The 22,626-nt window shown below is 53.6% G+C and carries 22 protein-coding genes; 13 read left to right on the forward strand and 9 right to left on the reverse strand.

All coding sequences use genetic code 11. From position 1 onward, the window contains the following. The first annotated feature begins 219 nt into the window (after positions 1–219). The 4 genes from LCF41_RS00395 to LCF41_RS00410 all read left to right on the forward strand — a co-directional run bounded on the left by LCF41_RS00395 (position 220) and on the right by LCF41_RS00410 (position 5,233). Positions 220–1,371 (forward strand): adenylate/guanylate cyclase domain-containing protein, encoded by a 1,152-nt coding sequence (locus tag LCF41_RS00395; protein WP_225086430.1) that lies wholly within the window; start codon positions 220–222, stop codon positions 1,369–1,371. Positions 1,372–1,690: 319 nt separating this feature from the next. Continuing rightward, positions 1,691–2,983 (forward strand): dicarboxylate/amino acid:cation symporter, encoded by a 1,293-nt coding sequence (locus tag LCF41_RS00400; RefSeq protein ID WP_225086431.1) that lies wholly within the window; start codon positions 1,691–1,693, stop codon positions 2,981–2,983. A 380-nt stretch (positions 2,984–3,363) separates the two neighbouring features. Beyond that, positions 3,364–4,854 (forward strand): M16 family metallopeptidase, encoded by a 1,491-nt coding sequence (locus tag LCF41_RS00405; RefSeq protein ID WP_225086432.1) that lies wholly within the window; start codon positions 3,364–3,366, stop codon positions 4,852–4,854. A 217-nt stretch (positions 4,855–5,071) separates the two neighbouring features. Next, positions 5,072–5,233, forward strand: coding sequence for a hypothetical protein (locus LCF41_RS00410; RefSeq protein WP_225086433.1), 162 nt, complete (start codon positions 5,072–5,074; stop codon positions 5,231–5,233). A 96-nt stretch (positions 5,234–5,329) separates the two neighbouring features. On the opposite strand, the gene kdgK is transcribed toward LCF41_RS00410, so the two are convergent. Continuing rightward, positions 5,330–6,262, reverse strand: a complete 933-nt coding sequence (kdgK, locus tag LCF41_RS00415) for a 2-dehydro-3-deoxygluconokinase (protein WP_225086434.1) — start codon at positions 6,260–6,262, stop codon at positions 5,330–5,332. A 166-nt stretch (positions 6,263–6,428) separates the two neighbouring features. Then, a complete protein-coding gene (yhjD, locus tag LCF41_RS00420; protein WP_225086435.1) occupies positions 6,429–7,445 on the reverse strand; it encodes an inner membrane protein YhjD in 1,017 nt (338 codons plus the stop codon). Positions 7,446–7,574: 129 nt separating this feature from the next. Between yhjD and LCF41_RS00425 the strand changes: the two genes are divergently transcribed. Further along, entirely contained in the window at positions 7,575–8,771 is a 1,197-nt protein-coding gene (locus LCF41_RS00425) for an MFS transporter (protein WP_225086436.1), read from the forward strand. Between the two features lie 48 nt (positions 8,772–8,819). Here LCF41_RS00425 and LCF41_RS00430 read toward each other — a convergent pair whose 3' ends face one another. Together LCF41_RS00430 and LCF41_RS00435 are read right to left on the reverse strand one after the other, a co-directional pair. Then, positions 8,820–9,386 carry a DcrB family lipoprotein gene (locus LCF41_RS00430; protein ID WP_225086437.1) on the reverse strand — a complete coding sequence of 189 codons (567 nt, stop codon included), beginning with the start codon at positions 9,384–9,386 and terminating at the stop codon, positions 8,820–8,822. A 169-nt stretch (positions 9,387–9,555) separates the two neighbouring features. After that, positions 9,556–10,233, reverse strand: a complete 678-nt coding sequence (locus tag LCF41_RS00435; RefSeq protein ID WP_225086438.1) for a 7-cyano-7-deazaguanine/7-aminomethyl-7-deazaguanine transporter — start codon at positions 10,231–10,233, stop codon at positions 9,556–9,558. 216 nt (positions 10,234–10,449) lie between these two features. Between LCF41_RS00435 and tusA the strand changes: the two genes are divergently transcribed. Beyond that, positions 10,450–10,692, forward strand: coding sequence for a sulfurtransferase TusA (gene tusA / locus LCF41_RS00440; protein WP_103862344.1), 243 nt, complete (start codon positions 10,450–10,452; stop codon positions 10,690–10,692). A 137-nt stretch (positions 10,693–10,829) separates the two neighbouring features. Here tusA and LCF41_RS00445 read toward each other — a convergent pair whose 3' ends face one another. Beyond that, on the reverse strand, positions 10,830–13,196 hold the full coding sequence (locus tag LCF41_RS00445; RefSeq protein WP_225086439.1) for a zinc/cadmium/mercury/lead-transporting ATPase: 2,367 nt from the start codon (positions 13,194–13,196) through the stop codon (positions 10,830–10,832). 298 nt (positions 13,197–13,494) lie between these two features. Further along, the gene (locus tag LCF41_RS00450) at positions 13,495–14,124 is read right to left on the reverse strand and encodes a lysoplasmalogenase (protein ID WP_225086440.1); all 630 of its coding nucleotides are present in this window, start codon (positions 14,122–14,124) and stop codon (positions 13,495–13,497) included. 192 nt (positions 14,125–14,316) lie between these two features. Here LCF41_RS00450 and LCF41_RS00455 point away from each other — a divergent pair, with 192 nt between their 5' ends. After that, complete coding sequence (locus LCF41_RS00455) at positions 14,317–14,637, forward strand: DUF1820 family protein (protein WP_225086441.1); 321 nt, start codon at positions 14,317–14,319, stop codon at positions 14,635–14,637. Further along, positions 14,637–14,999, forward strand: coding sequence for a DUF2500 domain-containing protein (locus tag LCF41_RS00460; RefSeq protein WP_225086442.1), 363 nt, complete (start codon positions 14,637–14,639; stop codon positions 14,997–14,999). The genes LCF41_RS00455 and LCF41_RS00460 overlap by 1 nt, the downstream gene beginning before the upstream one ends. Here the strand turns inward: LCF41_RS00460 and LCF41_RS00465 are convergent, their stop codons facing one another. Then, a complete protein-coding gene (locus LCF41_RS00465; RefSeq protein ID WP_161797826.1) occupies positions 15,000–15,275 on the reverse strand; it encodes a DUF1145 family protein in 276 nt (91 codons plus the stop codon). A gap of 29 nt (positions 15,276–15,304) precedes the next feature. Beyond that, positions 15,305–15,880 (reverse strand): 16S rRNA (guanine(966)-N(2))-methyltransferase, encoded by a 576-nt coding sequence (gene rsmD / locus LCF41_RS00470; RefSeq protein ID WP_225086443.1) that lies wholly within the window; start codon positions 15,878–15,880, stop codon positions 15,305–15,307. 340 nt (positions 15,881–16,220) lie between these two features. Here rsmD and ftsY point away from each other — a divergent pair, with 340 nt between their 5' ends. The 4 genes from ftsY (at position 16,221) to rpoH (ending at position 20,487) form a co-directional block, all read left to right on the forward strand. Then, complete coding sequence (ftsY, locus tag LCF41_RS00475; RefSeq protein ID WP_225086444.1) at positions 16,221–17,624, forward strand: signal recognition particle-docking protein FtsY; 1,404 nt, start codon at positions 16,221–16,223, stop codon at positions 17,622–17,624. 5 nt (positions 17,625–17,629) lie between these two features. Next, complete coding sequence (ftsE, locus tag LCF41_RS00480) at positions 17,630–18,301, forward strand: cell division ATP-binding protein FtsE (protein ID WP_225086445.1); 672 nt, start codon at positions 17,630–17,632, stop codon at positions 18,299–18,301. Beyond that, a complete protein-coding gene (gene ftsX, locus LCF41_RS00485; RefSeq protein ID WP_225086446.1) occupies positions 18,291–19,259 on the forward strand; it encodes a permease-like cell division protein FtsX in 969 nt (322 codons plus the stop codon). Before ftsE ends, ftsX begins: the two co-directional genes overlap by 11 nt. 370 nt (positions 19,260–19,629) lie before the next feature. Continuing rightward, a complete protein-coding gene (rpoH, locus tag LCF41_RS00490) occupies positions 19,630–20,487 on the forward strand; it encodes an RNA polymerase sigma factor RpoH (RefSeq protein ID WP_225086447.1) in 858 nt (285 codons plus the stop codon). Between the two features lie 86 nt (positions 20,488–20,573). Here rpoH and panM read toward each other — a convergent pair whose 3' ends face one another. Beyond that, positions 20,574–21,020 carry an aspartate 1-decarboxylase autocleavage activator PanM gene (panM, locus tag LCF41_RS00495; protein WP_225086448.1) on the reverse strand — a complete coding sequence of 149 codons (447 nt, stop codon included), beginning with the start codon at positions 21,018–21,020 and terminating at the stop codon, positions 20,574–20,576. Positions 21,021–21,424: 404 nt separating this feature from the next. Here panM and LCF41_RS00500 point away from each other — a divergent pair, with 404 nt between their 5' ends. Beyond that, the gene (locus tag LCF41_RS00500; protein ID WP_225086449.1) at positions 21,425–22,537 is read left to right on the forward strand and encodes a branched-chain amino acid ABC transporter substrate-binding protein; all 1,113 of its coding nucleotides are present in this window, start codon (positions 21,425–21,427) and stop codon (positions 22,535–22,537) included. The last annotated feature ends 89 nt before the right edge of the window (positions 22,538–22,626 follow it).

Consider the following 22,626-nt stretch of genomic DNA (forward strand, 5'->3'; position numbering starts at 1 on the left):
GCAGGGGATATACCCTATTCTGAGGCCGCGTTACCGCGGTTGCCGTGGGGAGCTTAGGATTAAGATGAAATCCCCCGAATATCCGTAGAAAACAGCGTTAAGGCGGCGATAAGCTGCCTTATACTATCCAGGTATTCAATACTATCCAGGTATTCAGGTCTGCATAAAGGTTGACGGAGAAAGCGCTTGCGGCTCAGACGTTCATTAACGATTAAACAGATGACAGCCGTGTCTGCCGTGGCACTGGTGACGATCAGCCTGTTTATCGTCATACAGCTCTTTCACTTCGTTCATCAGCGCCGTGAAGACTATGCCAGACAGCTGGAAAGTATCGCCTATTCCGTGCGTCAACCGCTGACGGATGCGGTGCTGCAAGGTGAAGTACAGCGGGCGGGCAATATTCTGGACAGCCTATTACCGGTTGCCTTTCTGAGCCGGGCAGATGTGCTGCTGCCGGATGATTTCCAGACGCTGCACGCGAATTTCCCGAAAGAACGCCCGGTGCCAGACTGGATCGCTCGGGTATTCAGGCTGCCGATCCGTATTTCTATTCCGCTCTATTCCCCGCCGCAGACGCAGTATTCAGCGCCGCTGGCACATCTGGTCTTACAGGCAGATTCCTACCGGATGTATCAATTTATCGTCAGCACCTTTTCAACCATGCTGGCAACGTACCTGCTACTGGCGTTGATTATGTCGATCGCCATTACCTGGTGCATGAACCGCCTGCTGATACACCCGCTGCGTGGGATTATTATCGAGCTACAGAATCTCCCGCCGGACGCCATGCTCCACCGTCCGCTTACGTTGCCGGCCTGGCATCAGGATGATGAACTGGGTGCGCTGGTGCGCAGCTACAACCGTAATCAGCAACTGCTGGAGCAGTCTCTCGCTGCCGGAACGGAAGGGGCGGGGTTGCCGGATAAAGCGCATTTCATGCGACGCCTCGAACAGCGTCTTGCTGATGCGACACCGTTCAGCCTGCTGGTTTTCGGGCTTGACGCCTCAGCGGGTAAGCAGGGCGATATGACCACGCTGGCTACGCAGCTCCGCGCGGTGATTGAAGAGCAGCACGAGGCAGGAGCCGTCTGTCTGGCGCGTCTTGATTGCGATGAGTTCGCCCTCATTGGGAAAACACTGGGATCCGCTGGGCAAGCGCAGGATTGGGCACAACGTGTCATGCTGGCGATTAATCTGCCTTTTTTACCCGCAGGCTCCCAGCCTGAGCGGGCTGTCAGCGTCGGTATTCTCACTATTACCGATCCTCGGCCAGAGGCGGCAGCGCTGCTGTTGTCACAGGCGCGTTTTGCCATGCAACTGGCGCGGCGCGATAAGAAATGCGGCATTCATTGCTTCAGCGCGTCTTCCTGAATATTCACAGGTAACGTAAATGTTACTTTTTGTCGATGGGTTTCCTGAAACGCGCCTTCCCCGTATGGCGGGGGTTTGAACGGTTTTTAAGAGGATTGCTCTGCTGCAAAAATGTGCATCTGTTACAAGTAAATTGCACTGATGTTTCTTTATAATTCTTGCTGACGTGATTCAGCTCTTGTTTTTAACCTGCCGTTCACAAACTAAACTTATAAAACATTCTCAGCTTGTTATTGCGATGTTACTTTCCGGCGCAATCACAGGCGGCATTTTCGTACCCTATTCCCCTCCTGTGTTTTCCCCACCATAGGACGTATGTATGAAAACATCAATTTTTAAAAGTCTTTATTTTCAAGTTCTTGCCGCCATTACGATAGGGATACTGCTGGGGCATTTCTACCCCCAGCTTGGCGAGCAAATGAAGCCTCTGGGCGATGGGTTTGTTAAATTAATTAAAATGATTATTGCGCCGGTTATCTTCTGTACGGTCGTTACCGGTATCGCAGGAATGGAAAGCATGAAGTCGGTCGGTCGCACTGGTGCGGTCGCCCTGCTGTATTTTGAAATCGTGAGTACGATTGCGCTGATTATCGGTCTGGTCGTGGTCAACATCGTGCAGCCTGGCGCGGGCATGAACATCGATCCAAGTACGCTTGATGCGTCTGCGGTGGCGGTTTATACCCAACAGGCTTCGCAACAGGGTCTGATTCCGTTCCTGATGGACGTGATTCCGGCGAGTGTGGTCGGCGCGTTTGCCAGCGGTAATATCTTGCAGGTTCTGCTGTTTGCGGTGATGTTCGGCTTCGCTCTGCACCGCTTAGGGCCAAAAGGCAAAGTGATTTTTGACGTGATCGACAGCTTCTCCAAGGTCATTTTCGGCGTCATTAACATGATCATGAAACTGGCTCCGCTGGGTGCGTTCGGTGCAATGGCTTTCACCATCGGTAAATATGGTGTCGGTACGCTGGTGCAACTGGGGCAACTGATTGCCTGCTTCTACATCACCTGTGTTCTGTTCATCTTCCTGGTGCTGGGCAGTATTGCCAAAGCGACGGGTTTCAGTATCTTCAAATTTATTCGCTACATCCGTGAGGAACTGCTGATCGTGCTGGGGACGTCCTCTTCTGAATCTGTGCTGCCACGTATGCTGGAGAAGATGGAGAAGGTCGGTTGTAAGAAATCTGTCGTTGGTCTGGTGATCCCTACCGGTTACTCGTTCAACCTTGACGGTACTTCTATCTACCTGACGATGGCGGCGGTATTTATCGCTCAGGCAACCAACAGCCACATGGACATCTGGCATCAGATTACCCTGCTGGTGGTGCTGCTGCTGTCCTCTAAAGGTGCAGCGGGCGTGACGGGAAGTGGATTCATTGTGCTGGCGGCAACGCTGTCTGCTGTGGGCCACCTGCCTGTTGCCGGTCTGGCGCTGATTCTGGGTATCGACCGTTTCATGTCAGAAGCCCGTGCGCTGACCAACCTGATTGGTAACGGCGTTGCGACCATCGTGGTAGCGAAATACTGCCGCGAGCTGGATGAGAAGAAACTGGATGCTGAGCTGTCCGGTACCAATAAAAGTGATAACGCGGCTACGCCGACGGCGCAGTCGTAATTCCAGCATACCGTTATCATTCCGGCTGAGTTTTATCATTCCGGTATAGTTTGCTCAATCAGTTCCCTGCGGTGTTAACGCACCGTGGGGAATTTTTTTATCTGTAAACCAACCCAGGCCACGCGTATCTCCCGCTTTTCTTACCCGTCATGAAACGTAAAAATATTGTTACATATGACTATTTTTGCCTTTTTTGCAGATTATTTCGCCTCCTGGAGTGACATAGACAAAAGCGCGCGGTCTAAGGGAATGGTACACTTCGCGTCTTCAATTTTTTCCGTGATATATCCACGAGAGTGTGCGGTGGCAGACGCAAGGCCACCATAATGATCAACAATAACCACATTTATTATGTTGGATAGCTATAAGTAGGGGTTCACATGCAGGGCACCAAAAAGGCGCTTTTCGTTGGTGGTTTGTTGCTGGCTGTGGTCAGCAGCAGCGTGCAGGCTGAAGCACTACAGCCCGATCCTGCCTGGCAGCAGGGTAAGCTTGATAATGGTTTTACCTGGCAGTTGTTAACCACGCCACAGCGCCCCGGCGATCGGGTTGAGCTGCGTTTGGTGGTGAATGCCGGGTCGCTGCTGGAAAACGCCCAGCAGGTAGGTTTTGCTCACTTTCTTCCTCGTCTGGCCTTAGCGCCCGGCGATAAATTGTCCGCAGCCCAGCGACCTTCCATGTGGATGCGCGATGCTAACGGTTCCCGTGTCCTGCCTCCGGCAATTATCTCGTACGATTTCACGTCGTATAATCTGAGTTTGCCGAACAACCGTCCCGAGCTGCTGAAAGAAGCGCTGACGTGGCTGGCGGAAAGCGCAGGGCAGATGACGTTCGACGAAAAAAGCCTACAGGCCGCGCTGAAGGTGCCCGATCAGGTGGCAACCTTTCCGATTAACCCACAGGATCCGGGTTGGCGCTATCGCCTGAAAGGCTCGCCCCTGCTGGCACACGATCCTGCTCAGGACGTCAAACCGCCGTTAAATGGCGAACAGCTCCAACAATTTTATAAAACCTGGTATACGCCAGATGCAATGACGCTCTACATCGTCGGTCATGTGGATAACCGCAGCGTGATCGAGCAGATCGGGAAAGTCTTCTCTCCGCTGGAAGGGAAACGTGAAGCCCCTGCGCCGTTACCGACGTTAAGCCCGCTGCCGACGCAGCCGATCAGCCTGATGAATAACAACGTCCAGCAGGATACGGTGTCGATAATGTGGGATGCCCCGTGGCACCCGATTCGTGAATCACAGGCACTGGTGCGCTACTGGCTGGGTGATATGACGCGGGAAGCAATGTTCTGGCACTTGCAGCAAGCACTGGAGAAGAGCCCGCTGAAGGGCAACAACCTCCGCTTCGACTGCAATGTGTTTTATACCCGTTCTCAGTGCGCGATTAATATGGATGTGCCGAACAGCGAGAGCGTTGAACCGGGCGTGACGTTTATCGCTCGTGAGCTGGCGACGCTGCGTGAAAAAGGGCTGACACAGCAAGAGTTTGATGCGCTAATCGCGCGCAAGACGGACGAGTTGAATAAGCTGTTTGCCACTTATGCGCGTACCAGCACGGACATCCTGATGGATCAACGCCTGCGCTCCCAGCAAAACGGTGTTGTAGATATTGCTCCCGAACAGTATCAGAAACTGCGCCAGACCTATCTGTCCTCACTGACGCTCGATATGCTGAATCAGGAACTTCACCAGCAACTGGTGCAGGATACGACATTGATGCTGATCCAACAGCCCGGTGAACCGGAAGCAAATATGAAGGCGTTGCAGGACGTCTATGACCAGATTATGACGCCAGCCACTGAACCTGCTGCCAGCACCGCAGCAGCAGGGTCTCAAACTGAGAAACCGCCTGCCGCGCAGTAGGGCAGTCGCCTTTGGGTATCAGGATGCAGGGTAGCGGTTTGTGGTTGCCGGGCGGAGTAAAAGGCCACGTATAGTAAAGTACAGGATATCGTTAGCAGAACGTTAGGTAATGTAACTCTTTATTTATACGTAGGTTTTAAGGATAAATCTCGTTGTTGCTAGCTTTCTCCACCCCTATTATCCCTCGTGTTTCATAAAATGTACCGAGGGATAAAATATGAGTCGTATTCTGAAAGCTGCGGGGGTGTTCGTGCTGATCACCATGTTGAGCGGTTGTCTGTTCCCACCTCCGGGTGGTGGAGGCGGCGGCGGTGGTCGGGGAGGTGGTCCATTCGGGGGCTTTGAGGAACAGCCGATGAACCAGCCAGGAGCACGTTAAACCGCAAAGCCATCGGTGAGGCAGAGTGCTACCACTGTTATGCGTTATACCTTAAGGCCGCTATTGCGGCCTTAAGATTGATGTGATGCACGGTGTTTACGCAGGCATTGCCTCAAGCGGGATAATCGCCCCACGGTATTGAATGACCGTGCTGGCTGTCAGGTGGCCGCGCTGCGCCGCTTCCTGCGTGCTGCCGCCATTCAGGCGCACTGACAGGTAACCTGCACTGAAAGAGTCGCCCGCTGCGGTGGTATCGACCACTTTCTCTTTGGGCAATTTGATCGCCGGGACATCAACCAGCGCTTGTCCACGTTCTGACACGATGCAGGAATCGGCACCGCGTTTGATTACCACTTCGCTAACGCCCAGATTGTGCGTCCGTTCCAATACTGCTTCCAGTGGCTTCGCGCCCCACAGCATGTCTTCGTCATCCAGCGTCAGGAAGGCAATATCTGTGCAGGACAGGATGTCGGTGTAGGCCTGTTGCGTCTCTTCCTTGCTCTGCCACAGACGTGGACGGTAGTTGTTATCAAAAATCACTTTACCGCCGTTGGCGCGGCAGGCGCGCAGCAGGGCGAGGAGACGCTGACGGCTGTCGGCGTTCAGAATCGCCAGACTGATGCCGCTCAGGTAGAGATAGTCAAAGTGTGCCAGCGACTGACCGATTTTTTCTGCTTCCGGGCTGTCCAGCCAGTAGCGGGCAGCGGCGTCATTACGCCAATAGTAGAATGTACGCTCGCCGCTCGCGTCGGTTTCAATGAAATATAAACCGGGCAGCTTGTTGTCCAGTCGCTGAATCAGGTCGGTTTTCACCCCTTCTTTTTGCCAGGCGGCAACCATCTCGGTACTGAAGCTATCGGTGCCGAGTGCGGTCACGTAATGCACGCCCAGTTTATCGGCGTTTACCTGACGGGCAATGTAAACGGCAGTGTTCAGCGTATCGCCGCCAAATCCACGGTTAAGATCCGTGCCCTTCTGCGACAGTTCGATCATGCATTCGCCGATTACGGCAATGTTAGTAGTTGTCATCACTTTTGGCCTTTGAAAAGGTACCCTGCACCTGATGTTTATTGGGTATAAAAAACGCGGAAATTAACGTCAGTCTCAACATTACGTGAGACTGAGTCAATAGTCTTGAAACGATGTTTTATTTTTTCATGATGCAGATCGGAAAACCAGTGCTTTCCCGCTGATTTTAGCGAGGTGAGGGCGGTTCTTTTTCCTGCTCATTCTTGTCTGTCGAGGTGTCACCTTTATAGTTCGCTGTGGCGATCCAGGCGGCGCAAAAGAGCGTCAGACGCGCGAAGAAATAGAAGAATGCCATCAGACCAATGACCGAGCCGAATGCGGCACCGGAAGGCGAGCTGGCCAGCTTAGGTAATGCCACGGTCATCGCGAATTTGATGACTTCAAAGCCTACGGCGGCGATCAGCGTGCCGCGGAAGAGCGCTTTGCGTTTAGGCTTATGGCGCGGCAAAACGAAGAATATCCAGAGGAACAACAGATAGTTAGCGAAAATGGAGATGGATAGGGCAATCAGCGTCATCGCCGGGCGTAACCACTCGATGCCATCCAGCCCCAGCGCGGTTACAATCATGTTTTGCGCGGTGCCAGCAACGGAAGTCAGGAAAAGCGTAATGATAAGCGCAATGACCAGGCCAGTTAGCGACAGGAAATCCCGCGTGTATTGAAAGTAAATCTTCTCTTCGTCTTTCGGGTTCCGTTCCCACACATCGCGCGACTGGGCGCGAATCGCTTCACGCAGGTTTCCCATCCAGCTAATGCCGGAATAGAGCGCGATCAGCAAACCGGTAATCCCGACGGTGGTACGCTGCTGCACGGCCGTGTTGACGGTATTTTTCAGCGTAGTAGCCAGATTAGGATCGCTGATACTGTTGACGATGCGGTTAATTAGTCCTGTCAGCAGATCGGGGTTGGAGGCCAGCACAAAACCGACGGCGGCAAAAGACACCATGAGAATCGGGATCAGCGACAGAAAGGAAAAATAGGTAATTGCCGCACCAAACTGGTTGCCCATGCGATCGTTGAAACGTTCGCCCGCGCGGATCAGGTGTGCCACACTGGGAATTGCCTGAATACGAGCGGCCAGACGTTTGCTCTTGCCCAAAAACGAGAGAGGTTGCTGTGGCGATGTGTCCCTTTCAGGGGTTGACGATGTTGACTGGCGGTCCGAGTCTGCCGGTACAGGCATTACGTTTCTCCTGTGTTCGGGATTAGTTTATTAGCATAAGCTTGATTATAACCAACAATATAAGAATGTGACTTTTCGATATTTTTCTGAACGTACGTCATACACGGACGTTAAGCGAGTGAATTTTCCATGCCAACACCTTCACCATCCGAACCGTCGCTGAGCGGTCTGCGCCTTAATCTGCGCATCGTTTCTATTGTGGCGTTCAACTTCGCCAGCTATTTGAATATTGGTCTGCCGTTGGCGGTGCTGCCGGGATACGTGCACGATCACCTTGGCTATAGCGCGTTCTGGGCCGGGCTGGTGATCAGCCTGCAATATTTTTCCACTCTGTTGAGCCGCCCGCACGCGGGGCGTAGCGCCGATGAAAAAGGGCCGAAGAAAATCGTTGTCTGGGGGCTGGCTGGCGTCATGCTGAGCGGGGTGTTTTACCTGCTGGCTGCCTTTAGCGACGCCTCGCCGGTGATTACGCTGCTGTTATTGTGTCTCGGGCGTATCGTTCTGGGGGCCGGACAGAGTTTTGCCGGGACCGGCGCGACGCTCTGGGGCGTTGGTGTGGTGGGTTCCCGACACATCGGACGCGTAATTTCATGGAATGGTATTGCCACCTACGGCGCGATGGCGATTGGCGCACCGCTCGGCGTCTGGCTTAACCATATCGGTGGGCTAAAACTGCTCTCCGTGTGCATTATCCTGATTGCAGCGGTGGCGATCCTCTTCGCGCTGCCGCGCCCGGCGGTGCAGGTGGCGCCGGGGAAAAAGATTCCTTTTCGCGAAGTGCTGGGGAAAGTCTGGGTTTACGGCATTATTCTGGCGATCGCCTCTGCGGGTTTTGGCGTGATCGCCACCTTTATCACGCTGTTTTATGCCGATCGGAACTGGGAAGGTGCCGCGCTGACGCTGACGATTTTCAGCTGCGCTTTTGTCGGTGCGCGGCTGGTGTTTCCTAACAGTATTCAACGGTTTGGTGGGTTACGCGTGGCGATGGCGTGCTTTGTGGTTGAGATCGTGGGGTTGCTGCTGGTCTGGGGCGCGACGCAACCGCTGATGGCAGAAATCGGCGCATTCCTCGCGGGGGCGGGTTTCTCTTTGGTGTTCCCGGCATTAGGCGTTGTCGCCGTTCAGGCTGTCTCGCCGCAGAATCAAGGTAGTGCGCTGGCAACCTATACCATATTTCTCGATTTGTCGCTGGGTGTCGTCGGGCCGGTGGCGGGGGGACTGATGGCCTATACCGGTATCGCCTCTATTTATCTGGCGGCGGCGCTGCTGGGACTATGCGGTCTGGCGCTGACGTGGCGGCTGGCTCAGCGGATCGCGAGCGTATAGAGAACAACAGTAGCCACCTCGGTGGCTACTGTCCGACGATAACACCGATTATTTCAGCTTCAGCGTGTGGATGATGCCTTCCGCTTCGGTTTGCGCCTGCTGCTGATTGCTGGCTGGCAGCGTGATCTGCAACGTCAGCAGTTGATTTTCCACTTTGCCCAACACGACAGAGGAATAAGCCTGCTGCCCGCTGCTGGTAATAATGCTGTCGAGCTGTTGCAGCTTCTTGCCGTCAACGTCGATGGTTTTGTTGGTCACGACCTGAAGGTTGGCGTCACGCGTGCGCTGTTGATCTTCCAGACGCTGCGCCAGCACGGTCAACTCTTCCGTGGTGTTGTCGCCCAGAATCACGATGACCGCTTTCTGCCCATTGTCATTGGCGTAAACGTGCATGTTGTTCGCCTGCGTCCCTACTTTGCCGCTTTGGTCACGCATGTCGGCGGGCAGGGTAAACGCAATTTTGCCTTCCATTAATTCAATATTCTGGCCTGCGCTGGCTTCTGCGGCAGGTTTATCTTGCGCGCCCGCTTTTGCGGCGTCATCCGTTTTGCCATCACAAGCAGCAAGCAGGCCGACAAGCAAGCCGACACCGAGGTATTTGATTACATTCGACATGGGATCCCTTTCTCTCGTTTTTGAACAGGTCATAACAGTATGGCACCCTATTCAGATAGCAAAAACAAGCATTTTGTTGTTGCAAACCGTTGTTGTTGCCTGCGTTATTTTTACAAAACGATGAGTGACTTAATGAGAAAAGGCGGCGCAAATGGCCGCCCGATAGGCATTAATGGTGGCTGCTGACAGAACGGTAGTTGGCTGAGTCTTTCTGCTCGCTCAGTCGTTTGAGTACCATGTTTAGCATCACGCCGTACATCGGCAGGAAGAACGCCAGGCTGATCAAAAGTTTAAAGGTATAATCCACCATCGCGATTTCAACCCAGTTTGCGGCCATAAAGGCATCGGTGCTGCGATAAAACGCGATGAAGAAAAAGGCCAGCGTATCGCTGAAATTACCAAATGCGATCGAAACGGCTGGAGCGATCCACCACGCACGTTTCTGGCGCAGCCGATTGAAGACGTGAACATCCAGAATCTGGCCGAGAACATAGGCCATGAAGCTGGCGCAGGCAATACGCGCTACGACAATATTCACCTGACTTAACGCTTCGAACGACTGCCACGATCCCTGATAAAACAGGGATGAAACCAGATAGGAAATCACCAGTGCAGGTACCATTACGGTCAAAATAATACGACGCGCCAGCGGTGCACCGAAAATCCGTACCGTCAGGTCAGTTGCCAGAAAAATAAACGGGAAGGTAAACGCGCCCCAGGTGGTATGAAAACCGAAAATCAATACCGGGAGCTGCACCAGATAATTACTCGACGTAATGATCAGGACATGAAACAACGATAGCCAGATCAGCGCCGTAAGCCGCTGCTGGGGAGTAAAACGATACATAATGTGACCTTTTTGGTTATTGGGGTTAGGGAACCCAAGAAATAACGTGCAGATTTATGCTGCAACGCGGCGGCATAATACGCAATTGCATCGCTAATGCAATGTGTTTTACCGGGAAAGGATGGTTGTTTTATGCGCAAACGTTGTCGTCGCTTGCGTCGGGAAATCCTCAGCGTAAACTAGGGCGGTTTTTTGATTCCAGCACTGAGAACGTTGATGACCGATCCCTTTACCAACCCGGATAAAACCCTTGATGCGCAGGGGCTGCGCTGCCCTGAGCCTGTGATGATGGTGCGTAAGACGGTACGCCAGATGGAAACCGGGCAAACGCTGCTGATTATCGCCGACGATCCGGCCACCACCCGCGATATTCCCGGTTTTTGCGTCTATATGGAGCATGAGCTTCTGGCGCAGGAAACCGAACAGCTTCCCTATCGGTATCTGCTGCGCAAAGGTTAATAATACTCAGTGCGTTATATCGTTCGTTGACGTGTGTGATTAGGAGAAACACGGGGATGAGGTTCCCGTAGGGAGGCCTCGCCCCGTGGTCGCTCCGTGTATCTCGATCCTTCAATTCACAGCCAGCAACGGTAATATCAGTCCTGTTTTCTCAATAGCCGCAGGGCGTTAGCGGTAACCAGCGCCGTTGCGCCGGAATCGGCCAGTACCGCCAGCCACAGTCCGGTAATGCCCAGAATACTGGTGACCAGAAAGACCGCTTTCAGCCCCAGCGCGATGGCAATGTTCTGACGAATATTACGCTGCGTCGCCCGCGACAGGCTAATCATGGCAGCCAGCCCGGTCAGGCGGCTGTGCGTTAAGGCCGCATCGGCTGTTTCCAGCGCCACATCCGTCCCGCTTCCCATCGCAATCCCGATCGTTGCGGCTTTCATCGCCGGCGCGTCGTTGATACCGTCGCCCACCATCGCGACAGCGTGCTGTTTGCTCAACTCGCTGACGGCCGTGACCTTATCGGCAGGGAGCAGACTGGCGCGGTAATCGATCCCTAATGTCGCCGCGATGGCCGCTGCCGCGCGGGGATTATCGCCCGTGAGCATCACGCCTCTGATCCCCAACTGCTGCAAGGCATCCAGCGCTTCACGCGCGTCGTGGCGTAGGGTATCGCTCAGCGCCAGTAAACCAAGCAGCTTGCCGTCTTCTTGTACCACCACGACGGTTTTCCCTTCGCTTTCCAGCGCGTCAATCTGCTGTAGCCCGTCGGCGTCGAGCAAGTCGGGCGCGACGCGAGTTGGCGCGCTGACCTGAATCCGTTTGCCGCCTATCGTGCCTTCCACGCCGACCCCCGCTAGCGCTTTGCGGTTTTCCGCCAGCGGCAGGAATGTGTTGCTGGATAACGCATGCTGGACAATGGCTTTGGCAAGTGGGTGATGAGAACCCGATTCCACGGCGGCGGTGCGTGTCAGCAGCGCCGTTTCGCTAATGCCTGCGGCGGGGAGCACGTCCGTTACCTGCGGCTTACCTTCCGTCAGCGTGCCCGTTTTGTCGAACGCGATGGTCTTGATGCTGCCCAGCGATTCCAGCACCGCACCGCCTTTAATCAACGCCCCACGGCGCGTAGCGGCGGCCAGCCCGGATGTAATCGCCGCAGGCGTTGAGATCACCAGCGCACACGGACAGCCGATTAACAGCAGCGTCAGACCGCGATAAATCCACTCTTGCCACGGCTGTGCCAGCAGCAGCGGCGGCACGAGGATCACCAGCAGCGACAGCAGCATGATGGCCGGCGTGTAATAGCGGCTGAACTTATCGAGGAAGCGCTCTATCGGTGCACGGCGTTCTTCCGCTTCTTCTATCAGTTGCAGAATGCGGTCGATCGCGCTGTTGCCCGGCTGTGAGACCACGCGCAATTGCACGACCCGATCGACACACAGGCTGCCTGCGGCAATTTTCTCACCCGGCGTACGCTCAATAGGGACCGACTCGCCGGTCAGGGCGCTTTCATCAAAGCTGGCGTCGCTGTTTAAGAGCTCCGCATCAGCGGGAAGGCGCCCACCGGGTGCGACTTCAATCACATCGCCGGGAACCAGACTGGCGACAGGCACAAGACGCCGTTGCCCGTTGACGATTGCCGTGGCGTCTTCGGGAAGCAGTGCCATCAGTGCCGTTACGCCCCGTCGTGCGCGGTTGGCCGCGTAAGACTCCAGGTATTCGCCCAGCATAAACAGCAGCAAGATGACCGTAGCTTCGGTGGTGGCGCCAATCAAGAGCGCCCCGATGGAAGCCACGCTCATCAGCGTTTCAATCGCGAAGGGAGTACCGGAGCGAATGAGCTGCACCGCTTTTTTCAGGATCGGAGCCAGCCCGACAATCGTGGTCGCGATAAACGCGATCTGCCCGCCGCGCTCGCTTAACAGGGAAAGTCCCCAGCTTGCAGCAGCCAGCAAAGTGAAAAGTATTAAGAAACCATATTCATGTACGAAACGGCGTACGGTAGAGGGTTCGGGTGGTGCGAGAGGGAGTGCGGTGTCCTGCAAGGTGAAGCCAGCTTGCTGAACGGCATGTTGAACCTGAGGACGAATATCGGTGTAGGCATCAACAACCAGTTTTTCGGTGGCGAACAGCACTTTGGCTTGTTCAATTCCGGTGAGATTTTTTACTGCATTTTCGATTTTACGTGCGCAGCTGGGACAATCCATCCCGCTGATTTTCCAGCTAAAGCGCTGGTTTGATCGGGGCCTGTCGCTGTCTCCGCCGTCGGGGTCGTCTGAATCTGCGCTACCGCCGCCGTCTGACGAATGCTGCTCTGTGCCACCCGCGGTCTGTCCCACGGCGTCAGATGCGTGTTTGGTTGAACAGCAACTGTGCTCGGCATGGTTCGAATGCTGCGCGTGTTCATTGCAGCAGCTTTTGGTATGTTGCGCGGTTTTGCGCGGCGCGTGATGAACGCCGTTATTGCAGCAGGCTGACTTTTCAGCGCTGTGGTTATGCTGATGAGAGTGCATCTTTTCCTCCTGTGTTGAACCTATCCCATTAGGGCTATTTCATTTGCCATTTTGAACCTGGGCAGTGCTCGCACAAACGCGATAGCGTTTGAACACACTTCAGGGTGGCCCGTAGGGTGAGCGAAGCGAATAAATCCTCACGTACTACGTGTACGCTCCGGTTTTTCCGCGCTGTCCGTGTCCAAACTTGCTGCACCAATAACGCCTACTGGAATAGGTTATTAGTGATAGCGATTCTCATCAGGAACTTTACACCGCTGTTCAACGCTTAGCCAGATTTTCGTGAGCGCCGTCAACGCTAGAAATAGAGGGAGCGAACAATCAGGAAATGGCCACCAAAATAGCCCGCCGCCACAATCGCTTGATGGGCGCGGAACGGAAAACGGTAATGGTGAATCAGCCAGGCTGCATGGGCGATAAACAGCAGTACGGTGCCCGTCAGCAGGGAGAAATTCGCGTTTGTCCCCAGCGCAAAATAGCGTTCACCGGCAACCCAGACCATCAGCGTGGTCATGATGATGAATGCGCAGGCGGGCCAGCGCTGTGTTTCCAGCCGCCCCCAGATAATCGCGATCAGCATCGCGGCCAGAATGACGAGCGTTACTGCCAGCGGCCAGAAGAATGTGAGCGCGATTTGTCCGGTAAAAAAGCTAATGGTGTACAGCAGATGGGAGAGGAAATAAGCGCCAAACGCGTAAAGCAGGCGCTGAGTCGGCAGCAATAGCAAGGTGTCTGCAACCAACGTTGCCAGCAATCCCAGCACAATCAGATAGCCTGGCACGCCAAGCAGCGGCGTCTGCCAGGCCAGCGCCAGCAGCAGTAGCATCGTGACCGGTTTGAATAACCAACGTTGCCACGTTGGACCACGGTAGCTGGCGTCCACATACAACCAACCAGAAAAAAGCACAGCAATAAATGACCAAAGCATAGCGTGTCCTTTTTGTGTTTTTGTTTGTGTCAGGATAAAGATAAGCCGTTCTTTATTCAGTGTAGGGGATTGTGAGGAAGTTAAACAACACGTCGTGAGATGGATGCGACTTCTGTGAGCTTCATGGTATGTTATCGCCTGTTTTTATTGTAGATGGGCGCCGTGAAGTCTCTGAAGGGAGCATTGTGTTGAATGAGTAATGAGTCCGCGCTTTATCGTATTCAATTTATAAATAACGGTAAAAATTACCAGCTTTACGTGCGTGAGTTGGTTCAGAGTAGCCTGTTCGGCTTTATTGAAATCGCCGACTTCGTGTTTGATAGCCAGTCTGCGGTGTTGGTTGACCCGTCAACCGAGAAACTGAAAACGGAATTTTCCGGCGTTAGCCGCAGTTTCATCCCTTTACAGGCAATCATTCGCATTGATGCCGTGACGGAAAAAGGCAGCGCCCGCATCTCTGATTTAGGCGATAACGTGACCGCGTTTCCTTATCTTCCCGGCAAGAAACCCTGATGAATGACTTCCCCTGGCTGTTGGCGTTGGCCGTTGGCGCGATTCTGGTGCTGGCGGCGCGGCAGTATCGACGTCAACGTGAGCGGGAAGCGCAGAACGATGCCGCTCCGCTACGCACTGTGGCCGCAGAGGTGAAGCACAAACGCGAATTTCCCCGTAGCCGTCGGCGCGCGCGTGAGCATCAGAGTATGGTTGTAGAGGACATGCTTTATGAGGTCACGTTCAGGCCGATTGCCGGCGGTGCGACGATCACGCTGCGCCTTGAGAACGCGGATTATCACCAGCTTGATACCGGTATACAGGGATCGTTGCAACTAAAGGGCACGCGCTTTATTCGCTTTGTGCCCCTGCAAAGGTCGTGATTACGGTTTTGGTGGCTTAGGCTGTTTTTTCTGCCACGCCAGCAGTTCAAACACGCCAAAAAGGAAAATGCGAGCCTGAAGCGCGCGGTTTAGCGCGGGGCTGTCTTTCGGCTGGCTGGATTTTAACAGCAGCAGTTGGAAACCATGCATCAGGATCATAAACACCATCGCCACGGTCATGAAGATATTCAATGGCTTGGGAAACGGCTGAATCAGGTTAAGCAACAAAAATCCCCACACGCCCAGCATCAATAATCTGCCAAGGTTAATCAAAATCATCTCTTACCCTTACGTTGCTGCGAAGCTCATTGACGGATGTACAAACGGTAGGCGACCTGACCCGCAATTTTTTCACGGTGCAGTTGCCAATTCTCCGGGATGGTCAGTTGCGCATTTTCCGCTTCAGTTTCCACGTAAATCCACGCCTCTGGTGCCAGCCAGCCCTGTTGTTCCAGCAGGGCAAGCGTGTTGTTCAGCAGCTCTTTACGAAACGGTGGATCGAGAAACACGACGTCAAACGGTGTACCCGGCTTCGCCAGCCAGCTCAGGGCATCAGTATTGACCACCTCGGCGTTTTCCGCCCGAAGCAGCGCCAGATTTTGCGTTAATTGCTGGGCGACTGCACGTTCCATCTCCAATAATGTGGCGTGGGCAGCATAACGGGATAACGCTTCCAGCCCCAGTGCGCCGCTGCCAGCAAAGCAGTCCAGACAGCGTGCCTGTTGGATGACGGGAGCCAGCCAGTTAAACAGCGTTTCCCGCACGCGATCGGTGGTGGGGCGTAAACCGGGGCTATCGGGAACCGGAAGTTTTCTGCCGCGCCATTGACCACCGATGATTCGGATTTGTCCGGCGGCTGACGATGCATTTTTTTTAGCCATAGCTCACAGGGTTATTGTTGTGCCGCATCATCATGGTGTGGATACGGGCAGGAAATTTCTGGCGCTATTCTAGCGGCGGTTACGTGTAGAGGGAATGTTAAGATAGACGTTAAAGCGCTTAAGCCAAAATTTTGTGCTGTCTGCGGCTTTTCGATAGTGTGCCGTGTTTGACACACTTCGTTACGGACATTGCCTTTCGTTACGAAGATTGCGGGTAGCGAGTCGCATTGTCTGCCATTGCCTCCGTGTTGCTGTCGGCAGGAAAGTGTTAAACTTATTGTTTAAATATGATTTTCATTGATTGATTCGCTGCGGTGAGCAGCGTGGAGCGCGATCGCACATGTCAAAAGAAAAGAAGCGCGGTTTTTTTTCCTGGCTGGGATTAGGGAAACAGGAAGAAAAACAACAAGAGCAGCCGCAAGAGAAGCCGATTGCTCAAGAGAAGGCTGTTGTTGAAGAACAGCCGTCGGCGGCGGAACCGGATACCGCAGCATTGGTTCAGCAGACCGTTGAACACGCGCCAGAACTTGTAGAGCAACCACAGCCAGAAGAGCTTGTCATTGAAGATCAACTCCTTGAAGAACAAGTCGCTGAAGAAAAAACAGACGTTGAAGCGGAAGAACTGACCCCATCGGTCGCCGAGCGTGAACCGGCCGATCATGATGATCTCGATCGGGATATTACCGATCCGATCGTGCAGGCTGAGATCGCAGAAAGCACGACGGTAGCCGAGGCAGAGCCTGACGTCGCGGCGCAAGAAGAACAGGAAAATGAGCAGCCGGATGAAATTCCAGTCGCTGCGCAAGAGCAAGAACGTCCGACGAAAGAAGGTTTCTTCGCGCGCCTGAAACGCAGTCTGGTAAAAACGCGCCAGAACCTCGGTTCAGGATTTATCGGATTGTTTCGTGGTAAGAAAATCGACGACGATCTGTTTGATGAACTGGAAGAACAATTGCTGGTTGCGGATGTTGGGGTAGAAACGACCCGTAAAATTATCACCAGCCTGACAGAGCACGCCAGTCGCCGCCAGTTGAAAGATGCTGATACGCTTTTTGTTAAGCTGAAAGACGAAATGGCGGAGATTCTTGCTAAGGTGGACGCCCCGCTGAATATCGAAGGCAAAACACCTTATGTCATTCTGATGGTTGGCGTTAATGGCGTGGGCAAAACCACCACCATCGGGAAACTGGCGCGCCAGTTCCAGGCGCAGGGCAAATCCGTGATGCTGGCGGCGGGTGATACCTTCCGTGCGGCGGCGGTCGAGCAGCTTCAGGTCTGGGGACAGCGTAATAACGTGGCGGTGGTCGGGCAGCATACCGGTGCGGATTCGGCATCGGTGATTTTCGATGCAATTCAGGCGGCGAAAGCGCGCGGTGTTGATGTGCTGATTGCGGATACCGCCGGTCGCTTGCAGAACAAAGCGCACCTGATGGAAGAACTGAAAAAGATTGTGCGTGTGATGAAGAAGCTGGACGAAGACGCGCCGCATGAAGTGATGCTGACGTTGGATGCGAGCACCGGTCAGAACGCGGTGAGTCAGGCTAAATTGTTTAATGAAGCCGTTGGGCTGACGGGGATTACCCTGACGAAGCTGGACGGTACCGCGAAAGGCGGGGTGATTTTCGCCATTGCCGACCAGTTTGCGATTCCTATCCGCTATATTGGGGTTGGGGAAGGCATTGATGATTTACGGCCCTTCAAGGCCGATGATTTTATTGAGGCACTTTTTGCCCGAGAGGATTAAAACGGATGATTCGTTTTGAACAGGTCAGTAAAGCTTACCTCGGTGGGCGTCAGGCATTGCAAGGGGTGGATTTCCATCTGCGCCCTGCGGAAATGGCGTTCCTGACCGGCCATTCCGGCGCAGGGAAAAGTACCCTGCTGAAACTGATTTGTGGCATTGAACGTCCCAGCGCGGGTCAGATTTTGTTTGGCGGTCATAACATTAGCCGCCTGAAAAAACGTGAAGTCCCGTTCTTGCGGCGTCAGATCGGCATGATCTTTCAGGATCACCATCTGCTGATGGAACGTACGGTTTATGACAACGTCGCGATGCCGCTTATCATCGCGGGCGCCAGCAGTGAGGATATCCGTCGTCGGGTCTCCGCCGCACTGGACAAGGTGGGTCTGTTGGATAAAGCGAAAAACTATCCTATCCAGCTGTCGGGCGGTGAGCAGCAGCGCGTGGGTATAGCGCGCGCGGTGGTGAACAAACCCGCCGTGTTACTGGCGGATGAACCGACCGGCAACCTGGACGATGCGCTGTCCGAAGGCATTTTGCGCCTGTTTGAAGAGTTCAATCGCGTTGGCGTCACCGTCCTGATGGCGACGCATGATACCGGGCTGATCGCCCGCCGCAATTACCGTGTGCTGACGCTGTCGGATGGCCGCATGGTGGGGGGAAACCACGATGGCGAATAACGTCCGTAATGCGAAAAAGCCTGTCGCAAAAGCCAAAGCGCTGCGTGGCGGCTGGCAGGAACAGTGGCGCTATGCCTGGACGAATACGCTGGCTGATATGCTGCGCCAGCCGCTGGCGACGTTCCTGACCGTCATGGTTATCGCTATTTCGCTGGCATTGCCCAGCATCTGTTATCTGGTGTGGAAAAACGTCAGCCAGGCTGCCTCGCAGTGGTATCCCTCACCGCAGTTGACGGTGTATCTGGATAAATCGCTGGATGACAACGCGGCGCAGGCGGTTATCACGCAGCTTCAATCGGAAGAGGGCGTTGATAAAGTGAATTACCTGTCGCGCAATGAAGCGATGGGCGAGTTCCGCAACTGGTCTGGTTTTGGCGGTGCGCTGGATATGCTGGAAGAGAATCCGCTGCCGGCAGTGGCGATTATCACGCCGAAATTGAGCTTTCAGGATTCCACCACGCTGACAACGCTGCGCGATCGCGTGGCGGCGACGCAGGGGGTGGATGAAGTTCGGATGGACGACAGCTGGTTTGCCCGGCTGGTGGCGCTGACCAATCTGGTCGGGCAGATTTCCGCGACGATTGGTATTTTGATGGTCGTGGCCGTCTTTTTGGTGATCGGCAATAGCGTGCGTCTGAGTATTTTCAGCCGTCGGGAAACCATCAACGTGATGAAGCTGATTGGCGCGACGGACGGTTTTATTCTGCGTCCGTTCCTGAATGGCGGCGCGGCAATGGGCGTGGGTGGCGCGGTGCTATCGCTGATTCTATCGCAGGCGCTGGTCTGGAAACTGGATGTGGTAGTCGCACAGGTCGCTTCCGTCTTTGGTACGACGTTTGCTGTCAAAGGGCTGAGCTGGGATGAATCCCTGTTGCTGCTGCTCATTGCCGGCATGATTGGCTGGTTGGCCGCCTGGCTGGCCACCGTACAACATTTACGCCGTTTTACACCACAGTAAGCGTTTTCTGGTATAATCATCCCCTGTAATTCAGACCGTATTGCAGGGGAAATCTCCTCAGCGACATCTCTTCTTTGCGCTTCCCGCTGTGTTTTCCCCTTGGTTTTTGGTGCGTTATCGGCTCGTTTTTCCCCTGCTTGATCTCTGGCATGGGGTGAATAAAATGATAGGAACTTGCGAGCGAAATCACAGTCTGAATAGACAGTGTTTAGGATTTGAGTAACCCGTTTTCGGGGTTTTTAATAAAATTCATCTTTAAGGTGCCGTGTTTTGCCATTTTCGCGCAAAACGATGCGGCGAAGCAGTGCTAAGATAGTCGACTGCAAATAGTCGACTGCAATATGACGAGTAGAGCAACTGAGAGGGTTGAATGACCAAAGATATGCAAACTTTCACCTTAGTTCCCCAGGGCAGTCTGGAAGGGTATATTCGTGCCGCCAATGCCTATCCGATGCTGACGGCGGAGGAAGAGCGGGCGCTGGCTGAACGGCTGCATTATCAGGGCGATCTGGATGCGGCTAAGCACCTGATTCTGTCACACCTGCGTTTTGTTATTCACGTTGCCCGTAACTATTCCGGCTACGGCCTGCCGCAGGCGGATCTGATTCAGGAAGGGAACATCGGCCTGATGAAGGCGGTACGTCGCTTTAACCCTGAAGTGGGCGTGCGTCTGGTCTCTTTCGCCGTGCACTGGATCAAAGCAGAAATTCACGAATATGTGCTGCGTAACTGGCGTATCGTGAAAGTCGCAACCACTAAAGCGCAGCGTAAGCTGTTCTTTAACCTGCGCAAGACGAAAACGCGCCTCGGTTGGTTTAATCAGGATGAAGTCGAACTGGTGGCACGTGAACTTGGCGTGACCAGCAAAGACGTGCGTGAGATGGAATCCCGCATGGCGGCGCAGGATATGACATTCGATCCCACGCCGGAAGAGGATTCGCATGACGGCAAGGCGATGTCGCCGATGCTTTACCTACAGGATAAATCGTCTGATTTTGCCGATGGCATTGAAGAAGATAACTGGGAAACGCATGCGGCGGATAAGCTCACCTACGCGCTGGAAGGGCTGGATGAGCGCAGCCAGCATATTATCCGTGCTCGTTGGTTGGACGATGACAACAAATCCACTTTGCAGGACTTGGCCGATCAATACGGCGTTTCCGCCGAGCGCGTGCGTCAGTTAGAAAAGAATGCGATGAAGAAACTGCGAGCGGCGATAGAAGCCTAATTGCTTTCATCATTGTTTCTTTCTGTAGCGACCGGGTAATGCCCGGTCGTTTTGTTTTTGTCTGATGCCAGGCTGTCGGGTTTGGGTTATGGCTTCTCTGAGTTGATTTCATCAAGAATCAGCGGCGTTTCTTTTCGGCGAATATAGCGCCAGCCGCCGGATACCGGTGAGAAGCCGCAGGACACCATAAACCGGGCCAGAACTTCCTCTTTGATCGCGGCATGATTCGCCGTGGCCAGCCACCATTCGTTCACTTCAGGCAATTGACGGCGTGCTTCATCAATCAGAAGTTGTCCTACGCCCCGCCGCCTTGTGACTTCACGCACCATCAGATCGCTCAGCTCCGCATAGTCCCCTGCAATTTCGACCAGCATACCTCCAAGTAACCGATCGTTAAAACGGGCGGCAAAGAGTCGTCGAGTCGGTTTTAGCCCTGCTTCTAATAAATCAATATTTTGATGCGGCCAGATTTTTGCCAGATCAATTTTGTCCTGGGGGCTGAATTGGGTAAGGCATTCAACGGTGAGTTTCATTTTTATCGGCACTCCATCATATGAGTGAAGAATAATGTAGTTGTTTTGTAGTAGATCAGTTGTGTAATTTGATCGTTATGGTTAATAGGGCAAATGTTTTTCTTGTTCTTTGTTTTTCGAGTAATCCATCAACAATTAATGCATAAAGTAGAATATCTGACTATATATAAATTAAATGCTGGATTTTGCATCTGGTGTTTTGTGCTGTTTGCTCCGCTTGTTTCTGACAATGTGAGTTGATTTGCAGCATAATATTCCTGTTTAATAATATGAAAAATAAAGCCTTATTAGAAATCATTACTAATAATAACCTAAGCCTTTCTTACTTATAAGAAAATAGCGGGTTATGGCAGAAGGCAGTCAGGTTTTCGGCAATATCCATAATGACAGATGGGGTAAAAAGAATGAAATTCAGTAAAGGTAAAGTATTGCTGATGGGTTGTATGGCTGCGGCGTTGAGTCACGCGGTCAATGCTGCCGATATTAAGGTTGCGGTTGTTGGCGCGATGTCTGGCCCGGTTGCTCAGTATGGCGACATGGAATTTATTGGCGCGCGTCAGGCGATTGCTGATATCAACGCAAAAGGCGGCATAAACGGTAACAAACTGGTTGGCGTTGAATATGATGACGCGTGCGACCCTAAGCAGGCGGTTGCCGTAGCGAACAAGGTCATCAATGACGGTATCCGTTATGTGATTGGCCATCTGTGTTCCTCCTCTACGCAGCCCGCGTCTGATATTTATGAAGAAGAAGGCGTGATCATGATTACGCCTGCGGCAACCAACGCCGACCTGACCACGCGTGGTTACAAAATGGTGCTGCGTACGACGGGGCTGGATTCCGATCAGGGGCCAACCGCGGCCAAGTACATCGTCGAAACCATCAAACCTCAGCGCATCGCTGTCGTGCATGACAAGCAGCAATATGGCGAAGGTTTGGCTCGCTCTGTTCAGGATAGCCTGAAAAAAGCCGGTGCGAATGTCGTACTGTTTGAAGGTGTGACGGCGGGTGACAAAGATTTCTCTACGCTGGTTGCTCGTCTGAAGAAAGAGAACGTCGATTTCGTCTATTTCGGCGGCTATTACCCGGAAATGGGGCAGATTCTGCGCCAATCGCGTCAGGCTGGCATGACAACCAAGTTCATGGGGCCGGAAGGCGTGGGTAACTCTTCGCTGTCCAACATCGCGGGCGATGCGTCTGAAGGCATGTTGGTCACGCTGCCGAAGCGTTACGATCAGGTGCCTGCTAACCAACCGATTGTGGATGCGCTGAAAGCCAAGAAACTGGACCCGACTGGCCCGTTCGTCTGGACGACCTATGCCGCGCTGCAATCGCTGACCACCGCGATGACGCGTACGGGTAGCGATGAGCCGGAAAAACTGGTTGCGGATCTGAAAGCGAAATCCGTGGATACCGTAATGGGACCATTAAGCTGGGATGCAAAAGGCGACCTGAAAGGGTTTGAATTTGGCGTATTTGAGTGGCACAAAGACGGTACGTCCAGCGCAGTGAAATAATCACCATGCCGTAGGCGGATAGCGGATGAATTTACCGTTGTCTGCCTCTGCGGTGTGAGGAGCATTCTCCGCCCTCTGCGTGTGTACCA

This window comes from Pectobacterium colocasium, assembly GCF_020181655.1.
In the GTDB taxonomy this organism is placed as follows: Bacteria; Pseudomonadota; Gammaproteobacteria; order Enterobacterales; family Enterobacteriaceae; genus Pectobacterium; species Pectobacterium colocasium.